Consider the following 17,184-nt stretch of genomic DNA (forward strand, 5'->3'; position numbering starts at 1 on the left):
TCAACTCTCCTTGCCGTGCCCTGAGGCAGCCTGCCGCAAAAACGCATCCCAGCGCGCCAGAACCGTCGGAGCGGAGAATTCACGCTCGAATCGGGCGCGCCCGTTCTGTGACAGCGTATCCGCGAGCGCAGTGCTTTCCAGCACCCGCCCTATAGCCTGTGCGAAGGAGGCCGGATTCTCTACCTCGGCGAGCAGACCATCCTGCGTGCCGGACAGGATTTCTTCCGGCCCCTGTATGGCGCTTGCCACAACGGGACGGCCTGCCGAGAGCGCCTCAATGACGACATTGCCCAGAGGCTCGATGCGCGACGGGCAGACAAGCAGGTCGCTCGCTTTCAACCACGCCCCGCTCTCCTGCACCCACCCGGGCATATGCACCCGCGCGCTGACCCCTTCCCCTCGGGCCAGAGCCGTCAAAGCCTCGCGCTCCGGCCCTTCCCCGGCGATCACAAGATGCACGCCCGGCAGACTCGTCATGGCGCGTATCAGCACATCGAACGCCTTGTTCCGATGCAACCGACCGAGAGCAAGAATGAACGGTTGGCCGTCGGGCACGCATGACGGCCGTTCCGGTGCGATATCAGCCAGATCATGCGCGAAATTGGGCAGATAATGCACATGGTGCTCGGGCCAGCCCTGCTCGACCATCCAGCGCGCCAGTCCGCGCGTATTCCCGATCAGATCGGTGCAGCGCCTGTAGTTGGAGAGGTCATAATAGCCGCCCAGCCTCCCGGCCACCGGCCAGTCCCCCATGGGCATCATGCGGGCCGCGCGGCTCATCCAGGCGACGGCAATATCCGGTTTGAACGATGCCAGATGGTGCTTCAGGCACGGCGTAGTCAGCAGATCGAGCCTGCCGCCAAAACGGAGCGCTCTTGTTGCGACCCCTCGCGCCTGCAACCGGGACTCCCGTCCCGGATCACGGCGCAGAAGCGCCAGCACCTCATGCCCGGCCTGATGCTGCGCCATACTGAGCCGCTCATAGAAGAGCTCGGCGCCGCCACTCGGCGCGCCGGCCATCACATGCGCCAGGCGCAAAGGGGGGAGACTCTCAGGGGCCAAGCACCGAGCCCCAGCGTCAGAGAGCGAGGCAGGAGACGATGGCATATCGGACGAGACGTGACCCATGACCGTGTTCATCCTTCATCCGGCATCAGCTTACAAGCCTCGTGCCAGACGGTCTCGACCGGGAGCCCTGCGATGGGTGCCTCCCCCTCGGGGCCGGGCGCAGCCACGAAATGGGCCGCCTTCCCGGTCGGTGCATATTCGGAAGCGCGGCTAGGGCCGAACAGGCCAAGAGTGGGCACACCGGCGGCAGCGGAAAGATGCATCAACCCGGAATCATTGCCCACAAACACCGCGCAGCGCTTCAGCAACGCCGCAACCAGACCGAGGCTGGTCTGGCCGCCCATATCGAGCACCACCCCGTTTTCGTGTCCCAGCGCCTCGATAACAGGCGAAGCGAGTGCTTTTTCGGCTTCCCCGGGACCGTAGAAGACCACCGGCACGAGGCCTCTCGCCTGCATCCTGCACCCTATCTCGACGAAATGGGCAGATGGCCAGATCTTGCCCTCCCAGTTGGCTGTGGGTGCGAGGGCCGCGTAGGTCCGGGATGCGGGCAGGATTTCCGCCGCGAGCGTTTCCTGTTCGGGGCGGCACCAGACCTCAGGCATCAGCGTGACCGGATCGGGAAAGGCATCGGCCAGATGCCCGATACGCGCGCCCGGCCGGCGACCGCCGCGGAGGATGCGTCGGCGTAATGCCGGGAGGAAAAACGACACCCCCGATCCGCGCAAATCGATGACCAGATCCCAGAAACGCCGCGCACATGTCCACCAGAGCCCCGCCCAATGCAGATCGAACGGCTTCTTGTCGACCACGATCACCCGCTCGACTGCGGGACATGGCTCGAAATAGGAGGCCGCTACGGGTCCGCATGCCACGGTGATGCGCGCCCTGGGGTGACGGCGCATGAGTTCCGCCAGCACACCCGAAGAGATGACCGCATCGCCCAGACGGTTAGCGGTGATGAACAGGATACGCTTCATTGCAGCCAGATCGGCTCCTTGAGCCCGGATACGAACGCCTCATGCGCTGCGCGGGCCTCGTCATCGGGGGGCGCCATCGGCCGGGGCACACGGTCGGGATTGGCGCGGTAGGTGGCGACACCCCCTCCGCTGCCTGATACGGCGAGGCCCAGCCCGCGCTGACGGCCGCCCATGAGTTCGAGATAGACTTCGGACAATAATTTACAGTCGAGCAGCGCGTTATGGGTGGTACGCGCCGAAAGATCGATATCGTGGCGACGGCACAGGGCATCGAGCGAATTGGGCAGTCCCGGATAGCGCTTCTTGGCCATTTCGAGCGTGTCGACCATGCGCGAACGCTCAAGGATCGGCTTGCCGCACGCTTTCAGCTCAGCGTTGATGAAGCCGAAATCGAAGGGCGCGTTATGGGCGATCATTTCGTCCTGACCGATGAAGGCCAGGAATGCGTCGGCGATCTCGGCGAATTTCGGCTTGTCGAGCAGATCATCGAGCGTAAAACCATGCACGCGGCTCGCCTCGGGGGGGACATCGCGCTCCGGGTTGATCAGCACGTGAAAAGTCTCGCCCGTCGGCAGATCGTCGATCAACTCGAGCGCTGCAATCTCGATTACACGGTCCCCCGTCGCCGGATCGAGCCCCGTCGTTTCCGTATCGAACAGGATCGAGCGTTTCATGCCGGGTTCTCCATTCTGGCAATCAGGCGTTTCATCTGCCGCGCGGTATGGCCGCGAGAGAGGCCATTGCGCAACAGGATATCGGCGCGCCTGTTACGCTCGCTATCGCTCATCTGGCGCGCGAGCAGGGCGCGGGCCTGAGGCTCAGTCAAAGAGCGCCGCCTCATGATCCGGCGCAGCCTGATATCGAGCGGGGCAGTGACGACGATAACCGCATCGCAGTCGCGATCCGCCCCTGTCTCGAAGAGGAGCGGAATATCGAGCACGCAGATGGCCACGCTGCGGCGACGCATCTGCCCCAGAAAAACGCGGCGTGCCCGGCGCACCAGAGGATGGATGATCGCCTCCAGCGTCGCAATCTCGGCAGGCTGGCCGATGACGGCGCGACGCAGGGCGCTCCGGTCCACAGCGCCGTCCCGCACGCAGTCGGGCCAGCGGCACGCAATAGCAGCGACCGCGGCACCCCCACGCGCCTGCAGGACATGGACCGCCGCATCGGCATCAAAGACCGGCCAGCCAGCGCGGCGCAGGAAACGCGCTACCGTGGTCTTGCCCGCCCCCATACCTCCAGTCAGCCCCAGAACACGCATGATCAGTCCAGAGTCTCGATCAGACGCCCGCGCAGCCCTGGAAGTACATCGGGCCGACGCCCAAACCAGGCCTCGAAACCGGGACGGGCCTGATGGATGAGCATGCCTAGTCCATCCACCGTCGCGAGACCGCGTGCCTGCGCCGCGGCGAGGAGCGGTGTTTCTAGCGGGACATAGACGATATCGGACACAACCAACGATCCCGCAGCCTTCGACAGGCTCCCCGCCCAGTCAAAGACATCCTGCCCCGTCATGCCGAGCGATGTGGTGTTCGTTAGCAGCTCGGCCTCTGCCAGATGCTCGGGCCAGTCCTGCCAGTCGATCACATGGCCACCGCCCAGCGCGGCACTCAAAGCCTCGGCGCGCGCTTTCGTACGGTTGGCGAGCGTCACGCGACAACCTGCATCGAGCAGGGCGGCGCATACGGCACGGGCGGCCCCGCCTGCCCCCAGAACCAGCGCGCGACGTGGCAAGGTCACCCCCGCTTCACGGAGGGAATCGAGATAGCCGATACCGTCCGTACAGCCGCCCTCGATCGACCCGTCCGCCTCGAACACAAGCGTGTTCACCGCCCCGGCGCGCCGCGCGTCATGGGTGTGTCGATCCACCAGCGCATAGGCGGCTTCCTTGTGCGGAATGGTGACATTGAGCCCGGCAAACCCAAGCGCCTGAAGCGCTCGCACACCGTGCTCGAAATCCTCGGGCTTGAGAGGCAGACGTAGATAAAGCCCGTTGATCCCGTATTGCGCGCACCAGTCATTATGCAGGATCGGCGAGCGCGTATAGGTGAGCGGCCAACCCGTCACGGCGGCGAGGACGGGCCGCCCCTGCGGGTACAGATCCTTCGTGAACAAGGCGTCGAGCGCGGCCCTGGCCTGATCGAGGCTCATTTCGCCGTTGAGATGGCGTTCCAGTAAAGCGGCAATAGCCGCGCCAGTCTCTGTGCCCAAGAGTTCTGCCCTGCCTCGTTCTCGATCAGATCCTGACGGATCTCGATTTCCAGATAGGGCAGTCCGCCCTGTTCCGCATGATAGGGCACGGTATAATCCGATGTGGCGGTCAGCACATAGGGCTCATTATCCCCGACGCAGAGATCGCCCTCGCCGCGCAGCAGATCGAGCATGACTCCGGCTGAGCGCGTATCGCGGTGATGCAGAATCCCGACATGCCAGGGCCGTTCCGCCCCGTTCATGCGTGGGGTAAAGCTGTGCAGGGCAATCAGCGCAGTGGGCCGGGTTCTGGCGGCCAGCAGGGCCGCGATCTGGTCGTGATAAGGATGCAGGATCTCGCTCTCGCGGCGCGCACGACACGCCGCCGAGAGATTGGCATTCCCGCCGATCGGTGTGTGATCGGAGATGGCCGGAATCGAGGTCGGGTGGCCCGGCGCCCGGTTGCTGTCGATGACGAGGCGGGAATAGACCTGCTCGACCAGATCAGCGCCCAGCAGGGCCTGAAGCGCTACCCCCACGCCATGGATGCCGATATCCCAGGCGATATGGCGCCCCCAATCGCTCTCGGCGACACCGAGCCGTCCCAGGCTTTGCGGGACGGCGCGCCCGGCGTGGTCGCTGACGAGAAGGAAAGGCGAGTCCGATGTCGCCTTCGTGATCCTGAAGGGAGCAGGATCGTCTGGGCCGAGAAGAGAAGGAAACCCGCTCATGAATTGCGCGCACCATGCTGACTGACTAGGTTACCCCTTCTTGACCATAATCCCTACGCCATGGACAACCCCGTGACCGAGACAGATCGACCGACCGCGCCCCAGCTCCCCTCCGCCAGTGGCGAGACGAATACTCAGGGCGAGGCCCGTCTGGCGAACCCGCAATGGGGCGGGCGCTTTGCGGCCGGACCTGCGGCCATCATGGCCGATATCAATGCCTCGATCGATTTCGACCAAAAGCTGTGGCGTCAGGACATCCGTGGTTCTCTGGCCCATGCGGCCATGCTCGCACGCGTCGGTTTGCTGACCGCTTCGGAAGAGCAGGAAATCCGCGACGGTCTGCATGGCATCGCGCGCGACATCGAGGCCGGCGCCTTCACCTTCTCGCAGGACCTCGAGGATATTCACATGAATATCGAGGCCCGTCTGTCGGAACGCATCGGGGAGGCAGGCAAGCGCCTGCACACGGCGCGCTCGCGCAATGACCAGGTTGCGACCGATTTCCGCCTCTGGGTGCGCGATGCCATTGACGGGATAAGCGGGCAGATCACCGCCCTCATGCGTTCCCTCGCCACGCGCGCGCTGGAACACGCCTCAGATGCCATGCCGGGTTTTACCCATTTGCAGGTGGCCCAGCCAGTGACCTTCGGGCACCATCTTCTGGCCTATGTCGAGATGCTGTCACGCGATCGCGACCGTCTGCGCGATGCCCGCGCGCGGCTCAATGAGTGCCCGCTCGGCTCGGCCGCGCTGGCCGGCACATCCTTTCCGATCGACCGCCGCTTCACGGCGGGCGCCCTTGGTTTCGACCGCCCGACGGCCAATTCTCTCGACGCGGTTTCCGATCGCGACTTCGCGCTCGAATATCTTTCTGCGCTTTCCCTGCTCGGCATGCACCTGTCGCGCCTGTCCGAAGAGCTCGTTCTGTGGTGCTCCGCACCGTTCAGCTTCGTGCGGCTTTCCGATGGCTTCACAACCGGTTCCTCCATCATGCCGCAGAAGAAGAATCCCGATGCTGCCGAACTTGTGCGCGCAAAGGTCGGGCGCATTACCGGTGATTTCATGGGGCTGCTCATGGTCATGAAAGGCCTGCCTCTGGCCTATGCCAAGGACACCCAGGAAGACAAGGAACCGGTATTCGACGCGACCGAAGCCGCCACCTTGTCCCTCGCGGCCATGGACGGGATGATCCGCGACATGACGGCCAATACCGACAAGATGCGCGCTCTGGCCGGGGCAGGATTTGCGACCGCGACCGATCTGGCCGACTGGTTGGTGCGTGTGCCGCGTCTGCCCTTCCGCACGGCGCATCACGTCACCGGGCGTCTGGTCGGCATGGCGGAAGCGAAGAACTGCGATCTCGCCGATCTGACGCTTGAGGAGATGCAGGGCGTCGAGCCGCAGATCGATGCCACGATCTTCGACGTCCTGACCGTCGAATCCTCGCTCGCATCCCGCACCAGCGAGGGCGGCACGGCGCCTGCCAACGTCACCAAGGCTGCACAAATCTGGCTCGCACGCCTCGAGGAGAAAAACGCGTGAAAATCACAGTGCAATTGCTTTCACTGAGCCTTATCGCGTGCGTCATGCTGACAGCCTGCGGCAAGAAGGGCGCCCCCCATGCCCCTGGCCCAGCCAGCAAGATCACCTATCCACATTCCTACCCACCGGAATAACGGGCGCATCTGGCAAGGAGGCGCGCGCCAGAACCATGATCTGGCGTGCGTCATACCCTTTGTCGCGCAGGGCACGCAGGCTCTCCGCCCCATCGCGCTTCGAGAGCTTCTGGCCCGACTCATCGCAAATCAAGCCATGATGGGCATAGAGCGGCGCCTCATATCCCAGCAGTGTCTGCAACACACGATGGACCGAACTCGCCTCGAACAGGTCCGCCCCGCGTGTCACGAGGGTGATTTTCTGGCGTGCATCGTCCACCGTGACGCAGAGATGGTAGGATACGCCGTTGTCGCGGCGACCCAGAACCACATCGCCAAATTCGGCAGCCCGGCTGGAAACAGCACGCCTGCCGTGAGGCGACCATTCCTCCCAGCCCGGTGCGTGCCCGATGGCAGCGAGTGCCCGCTGCATATCGAGCCGCCAAACATGGGGCGTATCAGCCCCTATACGCGCCGTGCGGCAACTCCCACCATAAACCGCGCTCCCGTCGGGAGCCCGCCCCTTCGTGCCCGCCTGCACCTGCGCGCGCGAACAGGCACAGCGGTAGACAAGCCCCATGGTGTGCAACCGCGCAAGTTCGGACCGATAGGTCTTTAGATCATCAGATTGACGTCGCACGGGAAGCGCGCTCCCAAACCCGAGCCAGTCGAGGTCTTCGCGCAAGGCCTGCTCGAAACGCGGCAGGCAGCGCTGCGGGTCAATATCCTCAATACGAATCAGGAACGATCCTTCAGGGCCCGCCATGGCGCGCGCGTAGCTGGCAGAAGCCACGTGCCCCAAATGCAGATATCCCGTCGGGCTCGGGGCGAAACGTGTGCGAAATCCTGTCATCAAACCTTCGCTTGCCCTGTTCACGGAAAGCTGAAATAGTCAGCGCTATCAGACAGACGGCGCGTATCTATAGGCGCTGGTTTCCCGTCGCGCTTGAGATAATCCGATCGTGCCGCCCTGTAAAAGAGGATGCGATCGATGCTTGCCAGCGCCCAGCATTTCCCCGCCCTTGTGCTGAACGCGGATTTTCGTCCGCTTTCATACTTCCCGCTGTCGCTATGGTCCTGGCAGGAAAGCGTCAAGGCCGTTTTTCTCGACCGCGTCTCGGTCTTGAGCGAATATGACGATATCGAGGTGCATTCGCCTAGCTGCGTGATGCGCGTGCCGAGCGTCATTGCGCTGAAGGAATACATCCCGACGGCACGACGTCCTGCCTTCACAAGGTTCAACGTCTTCCTGCGCGATAATTTTTCATGCCAGTATTGCCATGATCGATTGCCGACGCATGAGCTGACCTTCGATCACGTTATCCCACGCGCCAAGGGGGGGCGCACCACTTGGGAGAATGTCGTGACAGCCTGCAGCCCCTGCAATCTCATCAAGGGCTCCAAACTGCCTTCCGAAATCGGCATGCATCCCCGTATTCGCCCGGTCCAGCCCTCGACGCGACGCCTGCAGGAGAACGGACGCAGTTTCCCGCCGAACTACCTGCATGAGAGCTGGCGGGATTATCTGTATTGGGACAGCGAACTCGAAGGCTGACCCTTTTTACACGCGCGTTCGGGTTGCATTTAGCCTTGCGCGAAGAGGGCCTCGTAGACAGGGAGCTTGAAGCCGAGCGTCACCCTCTCTCCCTGCACCAGAACCGGCCGTTTGATCACGGTGGGATGGGCCAGCATCACAGCCAAGGCCTGTGCCTCATTGGCGATCTGCTTCTCGGCATCGGGCAGCTTGCGGAAGGTCGTCCCGGCCCGATTGAGCAGAGCCTCCCATCCGACAGAACGCATCCAGACGGTAAGATCATCCGCCCTTAATCCGTCCTTCCGCAGGTCGTGATAGCGATAGGCAATCCCCTCTCCCTCAAGCCAGCGCCGTGCCTTGCGCACCGTGTCGCAGGTGGTGATTCCGTATAATACCGGCTGATTTTCCATGAGCGTCTCCTTTCCCAACTTTCCCGATGAGCTCGACCCTGCCCATGCCGGGCCGGACTGCGGGTCACGGTAACTGCGCCAACCAATCGATCATCATCCGCATTGAGCGCAGCACGGCAACTGCACCGCCCTCGACTCCGCGCAAGCACACCAGGACACCGCCCCCTATCAAGGCTTCCGGTACCTCAACGCATCGACCAGAATCCTGAAAGCAGGGGGTAGCTCCCGGCGATCGGGATAATAGAGATGATAGCCCGAAAACGGGGGGCACCAGTCTTGCAGAACCCGTACGAGCCGCCCCGATGCCAGAAGGGCCAGGGCCTGATCCTCCAGAACGCAGGCAAGGCCCACGCCCTGTGCCGCAGCATGCAGGATCATCGGCACGTCATTGAGGATGAGCGGCCCTTCAACACGCACCTTGAGATCGCGCCCGTCGCGGCCGAACTCCCATGCATAAAGGCCGCCACGTGTCTGCATACGGATATTGATACAGGCATGTCCCGTAAGATCATGGGGGGTCGCGGGAACGCCTCGGGCCGCCAGATAATCGGGTGAGCCGACGACAGCCATGCGCAGTTCCGGGCTGATCGGCACGGCGATCATGTCCTTTGCGACCTGCTCGCCGAGCCTGATGCCTGCATCGAAACGATCAGTGATGATATCGGTCAACTGGCTGTCGACGGAAATCTCGATCACCAGTTCGGGATAGGCTTCAAGCAAACGCCCCACAGTGGGCCAGAGTATGGTCTCCGCTGCATGACGGCTGGAGGTGACGCGCACTGTGCCGGAAGGTTTCTCCCTCAGCGCACTTAGGCGCGAGAGCTGGGCGTCGATGTCGTTGAGAGCGGGACGCAGCGTCGCCAGCAATTGCTCTCCCGCTTCGGTCGGAGCGACATTGCGCGTATTGCGGGTCAGCAGCTTGACACCCATCCCGGCTTCGAGCCGACGGACGATCTGGCTGATTGCGGACTGGGATGCGCCCAGAAGGGCGGCTGCCCGCGTGAAGCTGCGTGCCTCGGCAACAGCAAGGAACACCACCAGATCGCTCAGCTCTTCGCGTCTCATTGATTAACCCTGATGATAAGCCCATGCAGAATACAGCGTCTAATTTATAAAAACACAGACGGCTATATCTGTCTTCCCGAATGACCTCCGGCGCGAATTCACCCCCCGCGAGAGGTGCAGAGAGCGGAGATTGAGTATGACGAGAGACCTAGTCGTGATCATCGGCGCAGGCGGTATCGGAGAAGCCATCGCCCGGCGCCAGGGTGTCGGCAAGACGCTTCTGCTCGCCGACAGAAACGTGCAAACGCTCGAGGCTGCCGCGATGCGCCTTCGTGAGGCGAGCTATGATGTCGTCACACAAGACGTGGACGTGACATCACGCGCTTCAGTGCAGGCGCTGGCCCGCAGAGCACAGGAGCTCGGCCGGGTCATGCAGGTCATCAACACGGCGGGGCTATCGCCCAATATGGCCCCGGCGCAGACTGTGCTCGAGGTCGATCTCTACGGATCGGCGCTCGTTTTCGAGGCGTTCGGCGCCGTGATCGCACCAGGGGGCGCGGGGCTGATCATATCGAGCATGGCAGGTCACATGATGCGTCCATTGCCTGAAGACCAGGAAAAGCAACTCGCTTCGACACCAGCGGATGAATTGCTCACCTTGCCGTTCCTCCAACCAGAGGCAATCCCAAATAGCATGATCGCCTATATGGTCGCCAAGCGCGCGAATTATCTGCGAGTCCAGGCCGAGGCGGTCCGTTGGGGTGAGAAAGCTGCGCGCGTCAACGCCATCAGCCCCGGCATCGTCGTCACACCACTCGCAGCGCATGAACTCGCCTCCGAGATCGGTCCTGTCTATCGCGCCATGGTTGAAGCATCACCAGCCAAACGCATGGCGCCCCCGGATGAAATTGCGATCGCCGCAAGCTTCCTGCTTGGACCGGATGCCGAATTTATCACGGGGAGCGATCTTCTGATTGATGGCGGCGTAATCGCAGCCATGCGTGCCGGGCGGCTCCCCGCGCCGGGTTAGTCCGTCCCCATGCGCGCCGGACCGCGTGCCAAAACCGGTTCATCCTATCAGCGGTTGTCGAGCGGGACTGGCAATGCGTCACGCCACCTCACACGCGCAGTGGCTCCCTATCAAGGCACTTCACCGGAGCTGGGAGGGCCCCCCTTCCTTGCTGCGCGTGACTCATGCATCACTCCGAGCCCATGGATCTGGAAGCGCAATTCCCGTTGACAGCAAGGGGGGGTGCAGCCTGTCATGCCCGAAAGTGAACCCATGACAGGACCGTATGTCGCCACCTTCTTCCCGGGTAGGCCGACCTTATTCCCTGACCGCCAAAGCCAGCCTCTCAAAGATGATGCCTGAGTCCGCCAGAAAACCCTCCCCGGTCTCCAATCCAATCGACCCGGGAGGTCTCAACAACACACTGTGTCAACGAAGAAAGGAGAAACCTCAATGTCTGATGTCATCGTTCTCATCGGTGCTGGCTCGATCGGTCAGGCCATTGCGCGGCGCATAAGCGCTGGCAAGATCCTGCTCATTGCCGATGTGACGCCTGGCAATGCCGAAGCCGCAGCGAAAACCCTCGCAGATGCGGGCTACGATGTGCGTACCACCGACGTGAATATCGCGTCTCGCCGCTCGGTCGAGGCGCTGGCAACGCAGGCGCAAGCGCTGGGGCCGATCACCGGTCTCATACAGGCTGCCGGTGTCTCGCCTTCCCAGGCCTCCGTCGAGACGATTCTCAAAATCGATCTCTACGGGACGGCGCTCGTTCTCGAATGCTTTGGCAAGGTGATGGCGGGCGATGGCGCCGCCCTCGTCATTTCGTCACAATCCGGCCACCGAATGGGCGCGCTCACCCCTGAGCAGGACCGCGAACTGGCCGTGACGCCCGTGGATGCATTGCTGGATCTGCCCTTTCTGCAGCCAGACGCTGTACGCGACACGCTGCATGCCTATCAGCTCTCCAAGCGCGCCAATGGCTTGCGGGTACGGGCTCAGGCCATGGACTGGGGCAAGCGCGGCGCACGGGTCAATGCCATCAGTCCGGGCATCGTCATCACACCATTGGCAAATGACGAATTGCGTGGCCCGAGAGGCGCCAGCTATCGCAGCATGATCGAGAGCTCACTTGCCGGGCGCGCAGGCACACCCGACGAAATTGCCACGCTCGCTGCGCTCATCATGAGCCCCGATGGACGCTTCATCACCGGGAGTGATTTCCTGATCGATGGCGGCACGACCGCTGTTCATTGGTGCAAGGAGTGGGATCGGACCTGACAAGGCGGATCCCCACCTGGGAAAGGGAAATCTGCCTTCGCCTGAGAATGATCTGCCTTAGGAAGCAGACCCCGCAACGTAGTCCACGCACGTCCTGCCGGCGCAGCTCTATCGATGCCGGGAGCACATCACAGGGTCGTGCCAATCTTGGCTCTCTGTGGGCCGAGCCTGCCAGGCCATGTCTCGACGTGTCGGGAGGGCAGAACTCCCGAACGGCGTGGGTCGTCAACCCCGCCCACGCCAACAAGGCCCTCTAATCAGGTGTTCGAAACCGGGAGAATCATTCCCACTCGATCGTACCCGGCGGCTTGGACGTGATGTCGTAGGTTACGCGGTTGATGCCGCGCACCTCGTTGACGATGCGTCCCGCCACGCGGTTCAGGAAACCGAAATCGAAGGGGTAGACCTCAGCCGTCATGCCATCCGTGCTGGTGACGGCGCGCAGCGCGCAGGCCTGGTCATAGGTGCGGCCATCGCCCATCACGCCGACGGTGCGAACCGGCAGCAATACGGCAAAAGCCTGCCAGATGGCATCGTAGAGTCCGGCATTGCGGATCTCCTCAAGATAGATCGAATCTACCTTGCGCAGCAGATCGAGCTTCTCCCTGTCAATCGCACCCGGAATACGAATGGCCAGCCCCGGTCCGGGGAAAGGATGACGCCCGACAATGGCCTCGGGAATTCCAAGCTCACGACCGAGCGCACGCACCTCATCCTTGAACAATTCGCGCAGCGGCTCGACCAATTCCATGTTCATACGGTCGGGCAAACCACCGACATTGTGGTGCGACTTGATGGTGACAGAAGGCCCGCCGGTGAAGCTGACAGACTCGATCACATCCGGATAAAGCGTGCCCTGGGCAAGGAATTGCGCCCCACCCAGCTTCGTCGCTTCTTCCTCGAACACCTCGATGAACAGGCGCCCGATGGTCTTGCGCTTCACCTCCGGGTCCGTCACGCCAGCAAGAGCGTTCAGGAACAGATCCGACGCATCGCGATGGACGAGGCTGATATTGAAACGGCCACGGAAGGTCTTGACGACTTCATCGGCTTCGCCCGCCCGCAGAATACCCGGATCGACGAAGATGCAGGTGAGCTGATCGCCAATGGCATCATGAATCAGTTTGGCCGCAACAGAAGAATCCACACCGCCCGAGAGACCGCAAATGACGCGGCCGGACCCGACCTGCTCGCGAATGCGGGCAATCTCGAGGTCACGGAATCCGGCCATGGTCCATGTGCCTTTGCACCCGGCCACATCATGGGTGAAGTTCTTGATCAGGGCTGCGCCATGCGGCGTATGCACGACCTCAGGGTGGAACTGCACCCCATAGAGGCGACGCCCTTCATCGGCGATGATCGCAAACGGCGCGCCTTCCGACCAGGCCACGGCCCGGAAGCCGGGGGGAAGTGCCGTGACGCGATCGCCATGGCTCATCCAGACCTGCTCGCGATGCCCGCGCGACCAGGCACCACGGAACAACGCGCAATCTTCGGCGATTTCGATATGAGCGCGGCCGAACTCGCGATGCTCATGGGTTTCGACCTTGCCACCAAGACGCGCGCACATGGCCTGCTGGCCATAGCAGATGCCAAGCACGGGTACGTTAAGATCGAAGACGATCTCAGGGATCTGCGGCGCATTATCGTCATGCACGCTGGCCGGGCTGCCGGAAAGGATGATACCGCGCGGATGGAAACCGCGGATCTTCTCTTCCGTTGCGGTGAATGGCCAGATTTCGCAGTAGACGCCGCTCTCGCGCACCCGACGCGCAATGAGCTGCGTGACCTGACTGCCGAAATCGAGGATCAGGATACGATCCTCGTGAAGCTGAAGGTCGAGGTTATCGGCGTTCTGCGGGGCGGTTTCAGTCATGGCGCTCTTTCAACACGTCGTGCATGGGCAAGTTCTGTGGGCATCGTATAGGATGTTCGCAGGGCATCGTCATCCCAAAGCACGCATTTGCCCCCCGCTAAATGTCACCATTTCTTCACCCGGACGAGAGAATCATGCCCTTCCTCCCCCTCCTCACCGCCTCCGCGAGGGTTCGCCTGGCTTCTGACGCAAATATGCGGTGTGGCTCCGGCATAAGGACAACATGCCTGACTCTCCTGGGGCTCAGCGCCAGCCTGACCGCTTGCTCCCCGCCTGCCCCTCCAAGCAAGGATCCCATCGGGCTCTGGACCGGAGCGCTTGTGGCCGATGAGGGAAGTTGTCCGACGACCACTGATTCGACCCTTCAGATCGGCACCAGAGTCATCAGCTTCACACCGGGAGATAACGCGCTGGTGCTTAAGGGCGTGCGGGGCACGGACCCACACCATTATCATGCCCAGCTCGACCTGAAGGACGCACAGGGTAAAGCCTATAGCATCGTGTTCAACGGCTATCCGGTAGGGAATGCCATTGGCGGCATTTACGGGGCTCCCACCTGCCGCGCTCATATCGTCATGACACGTCCAAATCATTGATTGAAAAAAATTCTTTTTCCCTCTTGCAGGGTCGGGAAACTCGCAGTAGAACCCGCCCCACGACGCACCCGTAGCTCAATTGGATAGAGCACCAGACTACGAATCTGGGGGTTAGAGGTTCGAGTCCTTTCGGGTGCGCCAGTATATAGCGTGATCGCTCAAGTGATCACCACGCACCCGTAGCTCAATTGGATAGAGCACCAGACTACGAATCTGGGGGTTAGAGGTTCGAGTCCTTTCGGGTGCGCCATTCATTCCTTCGCCGACAAACCAATCAGCCTGACACTGTCAGTATTGTCCCCGTAATGGCGCGCGCCTGATCAGAGGCCAGGAAGAACACCGCATCTGCGATATCCTCCGCTGTAATGACCCCGGCCCCGCATGATCTGTTCGCGGTAGAGCCCACGCATTCCCTGTGCCCTTCCATTGCCGGGGCTACCGCCACGACCCGTATGCCATCCGGTGCGACCTCGTCGGACAGGGACCTCGTGAGAGCCTCGACAGCGCCGACCGAAGTTGTCTGGGGCACATGAAGGGACATCCCTTTCGATCGCACGGGAACAGCCGAGATATTGATGATCACGCCCCCGTTGCCCCCGGCTGAAAGCGCCATGTGACGCACCGCCTGAGCGCTGACGAGCACCGTGCCTAGGATATTCGTGTCGATGACCGTCTCGATTTCCTGTGGTTCGACTGCTGTGAGCGGGACGGCTCTGCAGGAGATGCCAGTCGTGTTGACCACCACACCGATAGGGCCGAAGACGACGGCACTTTTCTGGAACACGGCAGCGATCTCGGTATGGTCGCGTATATCAAGAGGAAGCGCCAGAGCGCGTCCCTGCCGTTGCGCGATTCCGCAGGCAAGTGCCTGCGCCTGGACCGGATCCCCCCTGTAGGTCAGGATCACAGGGTGGCCCGCCTGGGCAAAACGGAGGGTAACAGCTCGGCCAACGCCTTGGCTTCCGCCAGTGATCAACACGGCTGGCCTCGGCCGGAGAGAGCGAGGCACAGACCCTAACGGGATACGCCCGCTGGGTCCGCGACCCTGATCGGTCGTATCCATGGTGCAATCCCATATTCTTGTTTTTATTGGGGATCGTTAGGGGAAAGTATTGACGAGGTCAGTGAATGCAATGCGCCAAGGCGGCGCAGACATCACTTTCGAGAAAGGGTTTGGCGACGAAAAGGCTGCGGGGCGGGAGCAAGGTACTCCCGGGCATTTGCCGCCCTGACGTCAGCACAAAGCCCATATCGGGCCGCGTGCGTGAGAGATGATGACCCAGTTCCAAGCCGGTCATCGCACTCGGCATCTCAAAATCGGAGAAGACAATCTGGATCTGCGGATTGAGGCTGATCATGCTGAGCGCCTCATCGGCGTCCTCGGCCGAAATGACCGTGTAGCCGGCCTGTTCGATCATATCGGATACGTAAAGACGCAGCAGAACCTGATCTTCAACAACGAGAACGGTTGGCGCTGCATGATGCTCGCTAGAGCGAGCGGTACCGAACGATAAATCTGCGCACATGGTCCCCGTCTCTCCCGAAAGAGCATTGAGCTACATCAACGGCGCCAATGCCTTACAGTTCGTTCAGGACCTTGTTACTTCTATCTAACAGTTTCGTCAGGATCCTGTTCGCTGGCGAGACCGACCGCGGTGCCGCCCTGGCCGTCATGGGCAAGCACATCGATACCCGCCACTCCCCAGCGCCCATCCTTCTGCACCAACAACGGAGCGCCACTTGCGCCACGCGTTGCGGCACAATCATGATCGATCAGCTGCCCACGCACCTTCACCACGTGGCACTGCGTATCGCCAATGGCCAACTCTTTCCTGTCCTGCTGGTACCCCGCCAACATCGCGTTCATGCCAGGCGCAGGCGTCACCATGGGGAGGATCTCGCCCGACGCTACAAGTGGATGATCCAGGATCAGCGTAGCATGGTCGGCCTGGCTCGTTCGCAGGGGATGGAACGGATCGTAAGCGGGTGCGATGATGAACCGGACCGCCCGGGCCGTCGCGCGCCAAGAACCCGTGTCGTAGCCAAGCATGAAATGCACGCTCGAAGGCTGAACGAAATTGGCGGCTTCATCCCGCCACAGGCAATGTGCTGCCGTCATGATCACAGAGGGTGCGACCATGAAGCCTGTGCATCGTGCGCCCAGTTCAGTCTGCACCCGCCCCAGTATACGCCACGGCATATGGCCAACATCGATCGCGTGGCGCGCGCCCTGCCCCACACCGGGCAATGCGGCAGCCGAGGGGCGTGCCGAGACACGCTCGGAGGGCAAGGGGGTACCCAGAGCGAGCATCATGCCGATCCGCATCAGACGCCGAAGACGGCGCGACGGGGCAGCAGGCGAAAACTCTGATCCCGTTATCATGCGCCAGGTTCTTCGCCGGTGTTTCCCGCCGAAAGATGGTCCGGCCCGAATGACCAGGGCAAAAGTGCCTCGAGAGTTGTGTCCAGAACCAGCTTCCCCTCCGTATTGATAATCCTGACGGGCAATTCCGGCGCGCCAAACTCCCTCAGGCGCTGACGGCACCCGCCACATGGCGTGCACGGGGCCTCACCCGATCCCACGATCACGATCTCCTCGATACGGCGCCCACCCGCCATTACCATCGCGGCAATGGCGCTCGCCTCGGCGCAGTTGCCCTGTGGATAGGCGGCGTTCTCGACGTTGCAACCTGCATGGATCACCCCCTTGCAGAGGAGTGCCGCCCCTACCTGAAACCGCGAATAGGGCGCATAGGCGCGCAGCCTGGCAGCGAGGGCCGCCTCGATCAGATCCCCGGTCATCAAATATCCCTCCTCGCTTCGCAATCCCAGCTTGGAAGCTGCAG

Annotated in this window: 19 protein-coding genes and 2 tRNA genes; 7 read left to right on the plus strand and 14 right to left on the minus strand. The window is 62.2% G+C overall.

Annotation, left to right across the window (positions count from 1 at the left end; genetic code table 11):
- The 6 genes from WFJ47_RS00405 to WFJ47_RS00430 all read right to left on the minus strand — a co-directional run bounded on the left by WFJ47_RS00405 (position 1) and on the right by WFJ47_RS00430 (position 4,972).
- Positions 1-1,020, minus strand: coding sequence for a glycosyltransferase (locus WFJ47_RS00405; RefSeq protein WP_336760630.1), 1,020 nt, complete (start codon positions 1,018-1,020; stop codon positions 1-3).
- 116 nt (positions 1,021-1,136) lie between these two features.
- Complete coding sequence (locus tag WFJ47_RS00410) at positions 1,137-2,048, minus strand: glycosyltransferase family 9 protein (RefSeq protein ID WP_336760101.1); 912 nt, start codon at positions 2,046-2,048, stop codon at positions 1,137-1,139.
- Complete coding sequence (gene dnaQ / locus WFJ47_RS00415; RefSeq protein WP_336760103.1) at positions 2,045-2,722, minus strand: DNA polymerase III subunit epsilon; 678 nt, start codon at positions 2,720-2,722, stop codon at positions 2,045-2,047. Before dnaQ ends, WFJ47_RS00410 begins: the two co-directional genes overlap by 4 nt.
- Entirely contained in the window at positions 2,719-3,312 is a 594-nt protein-coding gene (coaE, locus tag WFJ47_RS00420) for a dephospho-CoA kinase (protein ID WP_336760105.1), read from the minus strand. The genes dnaQ and coaE overlap by 4 nt, the downstream gene beginning before the upstream one ends.
- Before the next feature lie 2 nt (positions 3,313-3,314).
- A complete protein-coding gene (locus WFJ47_RS00425) occupies positions 3,315-4,262 on the minus strand; it encodes a shikimate dehydrogenase (RefSeq protein ID WP_336760107.1) in 948 nt (315 codons plus the stop codon).
- The gene (locus tag WFJ47_RS00430; protein WP_336760108.1) at positions 4,199-4,972 is read right to left on the minus strand and encodes an N-formylglutamate amidohydrolase; all 774 of its coding nucleotides are present in this window, start codon (positions 4,970-4,972) and stop codon (positions 4,199-4,201) included. Before WFJ47_RS00430 ends, WFJ47_RS00425 begins: the two co-directional genes overlap by 64 nt.
- A 60-nt stretch (positions 4,973-5,032) precedes the next feature.
- Between WFJ47_RS00430 and argH the strand changes: the two genes are divergently transcribed.
- Positions 5,033-6,514, plus strand: coding sequence for an argininosuccinate lyase (gene argH, locus WFJ47_RS00435; protein WP_408868595.1), 1,482 nt, complete (start codon positions 5,033-5,035; stop codon positions 6,512-6,514).
- A gap of 102 nt (positions 6,515-6,616) precedes the next feature.
- Here argH and gluQRS read toward each other — a convergent pair whose 3' ends face one another.
- A complete protein-coding gene (gene gluQRS, locus WFJ47_RS00440; protein ID WP_336760110.1) occupies positions 6,617-7,480 on the minus strand; it encodes a tRNA glutamyl-Q(34) synthetase GluQRS in 864 nt (287 codons plus the stop codon).
- 138 nt (positions 7,481-7,618) lie between these two features.
- Between gluQRS and WFJ47_RS00445 the strand changes: the two genes are divergently transcribed.
- Positions 7,619-8,182 (plus strand): HNH endonuclease, encoded by a 564-nt coding sequence (locus WFJ47_RS00445; protein WP_025885762.1) that lies wholly within the window; start codon positions 7,619-7,621, stop codon positions 8,180-8,182.
- A gap of 29 nt (positions 8,183-8,211) precedes the next feature.
- Here WFJ47_RS00445 and WFJ47_RS00450 read toward each other — a convergent pair whose 3' ends face one another.
- Both WFJ47_RS00450 and WFJ47_RS00455 read right to left on the minus strand, forming a co-directional pair.
- Positions 8,212-8,571, minus strand: a complete 360-nt coding sequence (locus WFJ47_RS00450; RefSeq protein WP_336760114.1) for an ArsC family reductase — start codon at positions 8,569-8,571, stop codon at positions 8,212-8,214.
- Positions 8,572-8,739: 168 nt separating this feature from the next.
- On the minus strand, positions 8,740-9,636 hold the full coding sequence (locus WFJ47_RS00455; protein ID WP_336760116.1) for a LysR family transcriptional regulator: 897 nt from the start codon (positions 9,634-9,636) through the stop codon (positions 8,740-8,742).
- A 136-nt stretch (positions 9,637-9,772) separates the two neighbouring features.
- Here WFJ47_RS00455 and WFJ47_RS00460 point away from each other — a divergent pair, with 136 nt between their 5' ends.
- On the plus strand, positions 9,773-10,606 hold the full coding sequence (locus WFJ47_RS00460; protein ID WP_336760118.1) for an SDR family oxidoreductase: 834 nt from the start codon (positions 9,773-9,775) through the stop codon (positions 10,604-10,606).
- Positions 10,607-11,038: 432 nt separating this feature from the next.
- The gene (locus WFJ47_RS00465; RefSeq protein ID WP_336760120.1) at positions 11,039-11,866 is read left to right on the plus strand and encodes an SDR family oxidoreductase; all 828 of its coding nucleotides are present in this window, start codon (positions 11,039-11,041) and stop codon (positions 11,864-11,866) included.
- Positions 11,867-12,146: 280 nt separating this feature from the next.
- Here WFJ47_RS00465 and guaA read toward each other — a convergent pair whose 3' ends face one another.
- A complete protein-coding gene (guaA, locus tag WFJ47_RS00470; RefSeq protein WP_127101130.1) occupies positions 12,147-13,742 on the minus strand; it encodes a glutamine-hydrolyzing GMP synthase in 1,596 nt (531 codons plus the stop codon).
- Between the two features lie 134 nt (positions 13,743-13,876).
- On the opposite strand from guaA, the gene WFJ47_RS00475 reads away from it, so the two are divergent.
- The 3 genes from WFJ47_RS00475 (at position 13,877) to WFJ47_RS00485 (ending at position 14,588) form a co-directional block, all read left to right on the plus strand.
- Positions 13,877-14,338, plus strand: coding sequence for a hypothetical protein (locus tag WFJ47_RS00475; protein ID WP_336760123.1), 462 nt, complete (start codon positions 13,877-13,879; stop codon positions 14,336-14,338).
- Positions 14,339-14,402: 64 nt separating this feature from the next.
- Positions 14,403-14,479 (plus strand) — tRNA-Arg (locus WFJ47_RS00480).
- A 32-nt stretch (positions 14,480-14,511) separates the two neighbouring features.
- A tRNA-Arg gene (locus tag WFJ47_RS00485) sits at positions 14,512-14,588 on the plus strand.
- Positions 14,589-14,612: 24 nt separating this feature from the next.
- Here WFJ47_RS00485 and WFJ47_RS00490 read toward each other — a convergent pair.
- The 4 genes from WFJ47_RS00490 to WFJ47_RS00505 all read right to left on the minus strand — a co-directional run bounded on the left by WFJ47_RS00490 (position 14,613) and on the right by WFJ47_RS00505 (position 17,140).
- A complete protein-coding gene (locus WFJ47_RS00490) occupies positions 14,613-15,401 on the minus strand; it encodes an SDR family oxidoreductase (RefSeq protein WP_336760125.1) in 789 nt (262 codons plus the stop codon).
- Positions 15,402-15,459: 58 nt separating this feature from the next.
- Positions 15,460-15,864 carry a response regulator gene (locus WFJ47_RS00495; protein WP_336760126.1) on the minus strand — a complete coding sequence of 135 codons (405 nt, stop codon included), beginning with the start codon at positions 15,862-15,864 and terminating at the stop codon, positions 15,460-15,462.
- Positions 15,865-15,944: 80 nt separating this feature from the next.
- A complete protein-coding gene (locus WFJ47_RS00500; protein WP_336760128.1) occupies positions 15,945-16,721 on the minus strand; it encodes a trypsin-like peptidase domain-containing protein in 777 nt (258 codons plus the stop codon).
- Entirely contained in the window at positions 16,718-17,140 is a 423-nt protein-coding gene (locus WFJ47_RS00505) for a cytidine deaminase (protein WP_408868596.1), read from the minus strand. The genes WFJ47_RS00500 and WFJ47_RS00505 overlap by 4 nt, the downstream gene beginning before the upstream one ends.
- Between the last annotated feature and the right edge of the window lie 44 nt (positions 17,141-17,184).

Origin of the sequence: Asaia sp. VD9 (assembly GCF_037150015.1) — a bacterium.
Classification (GTDB): domain Bacteria; phylum Pseudomonadota; class Alphaproteobacteria; order Acetobacterales; family Acetobacteraceae; genus Asaia.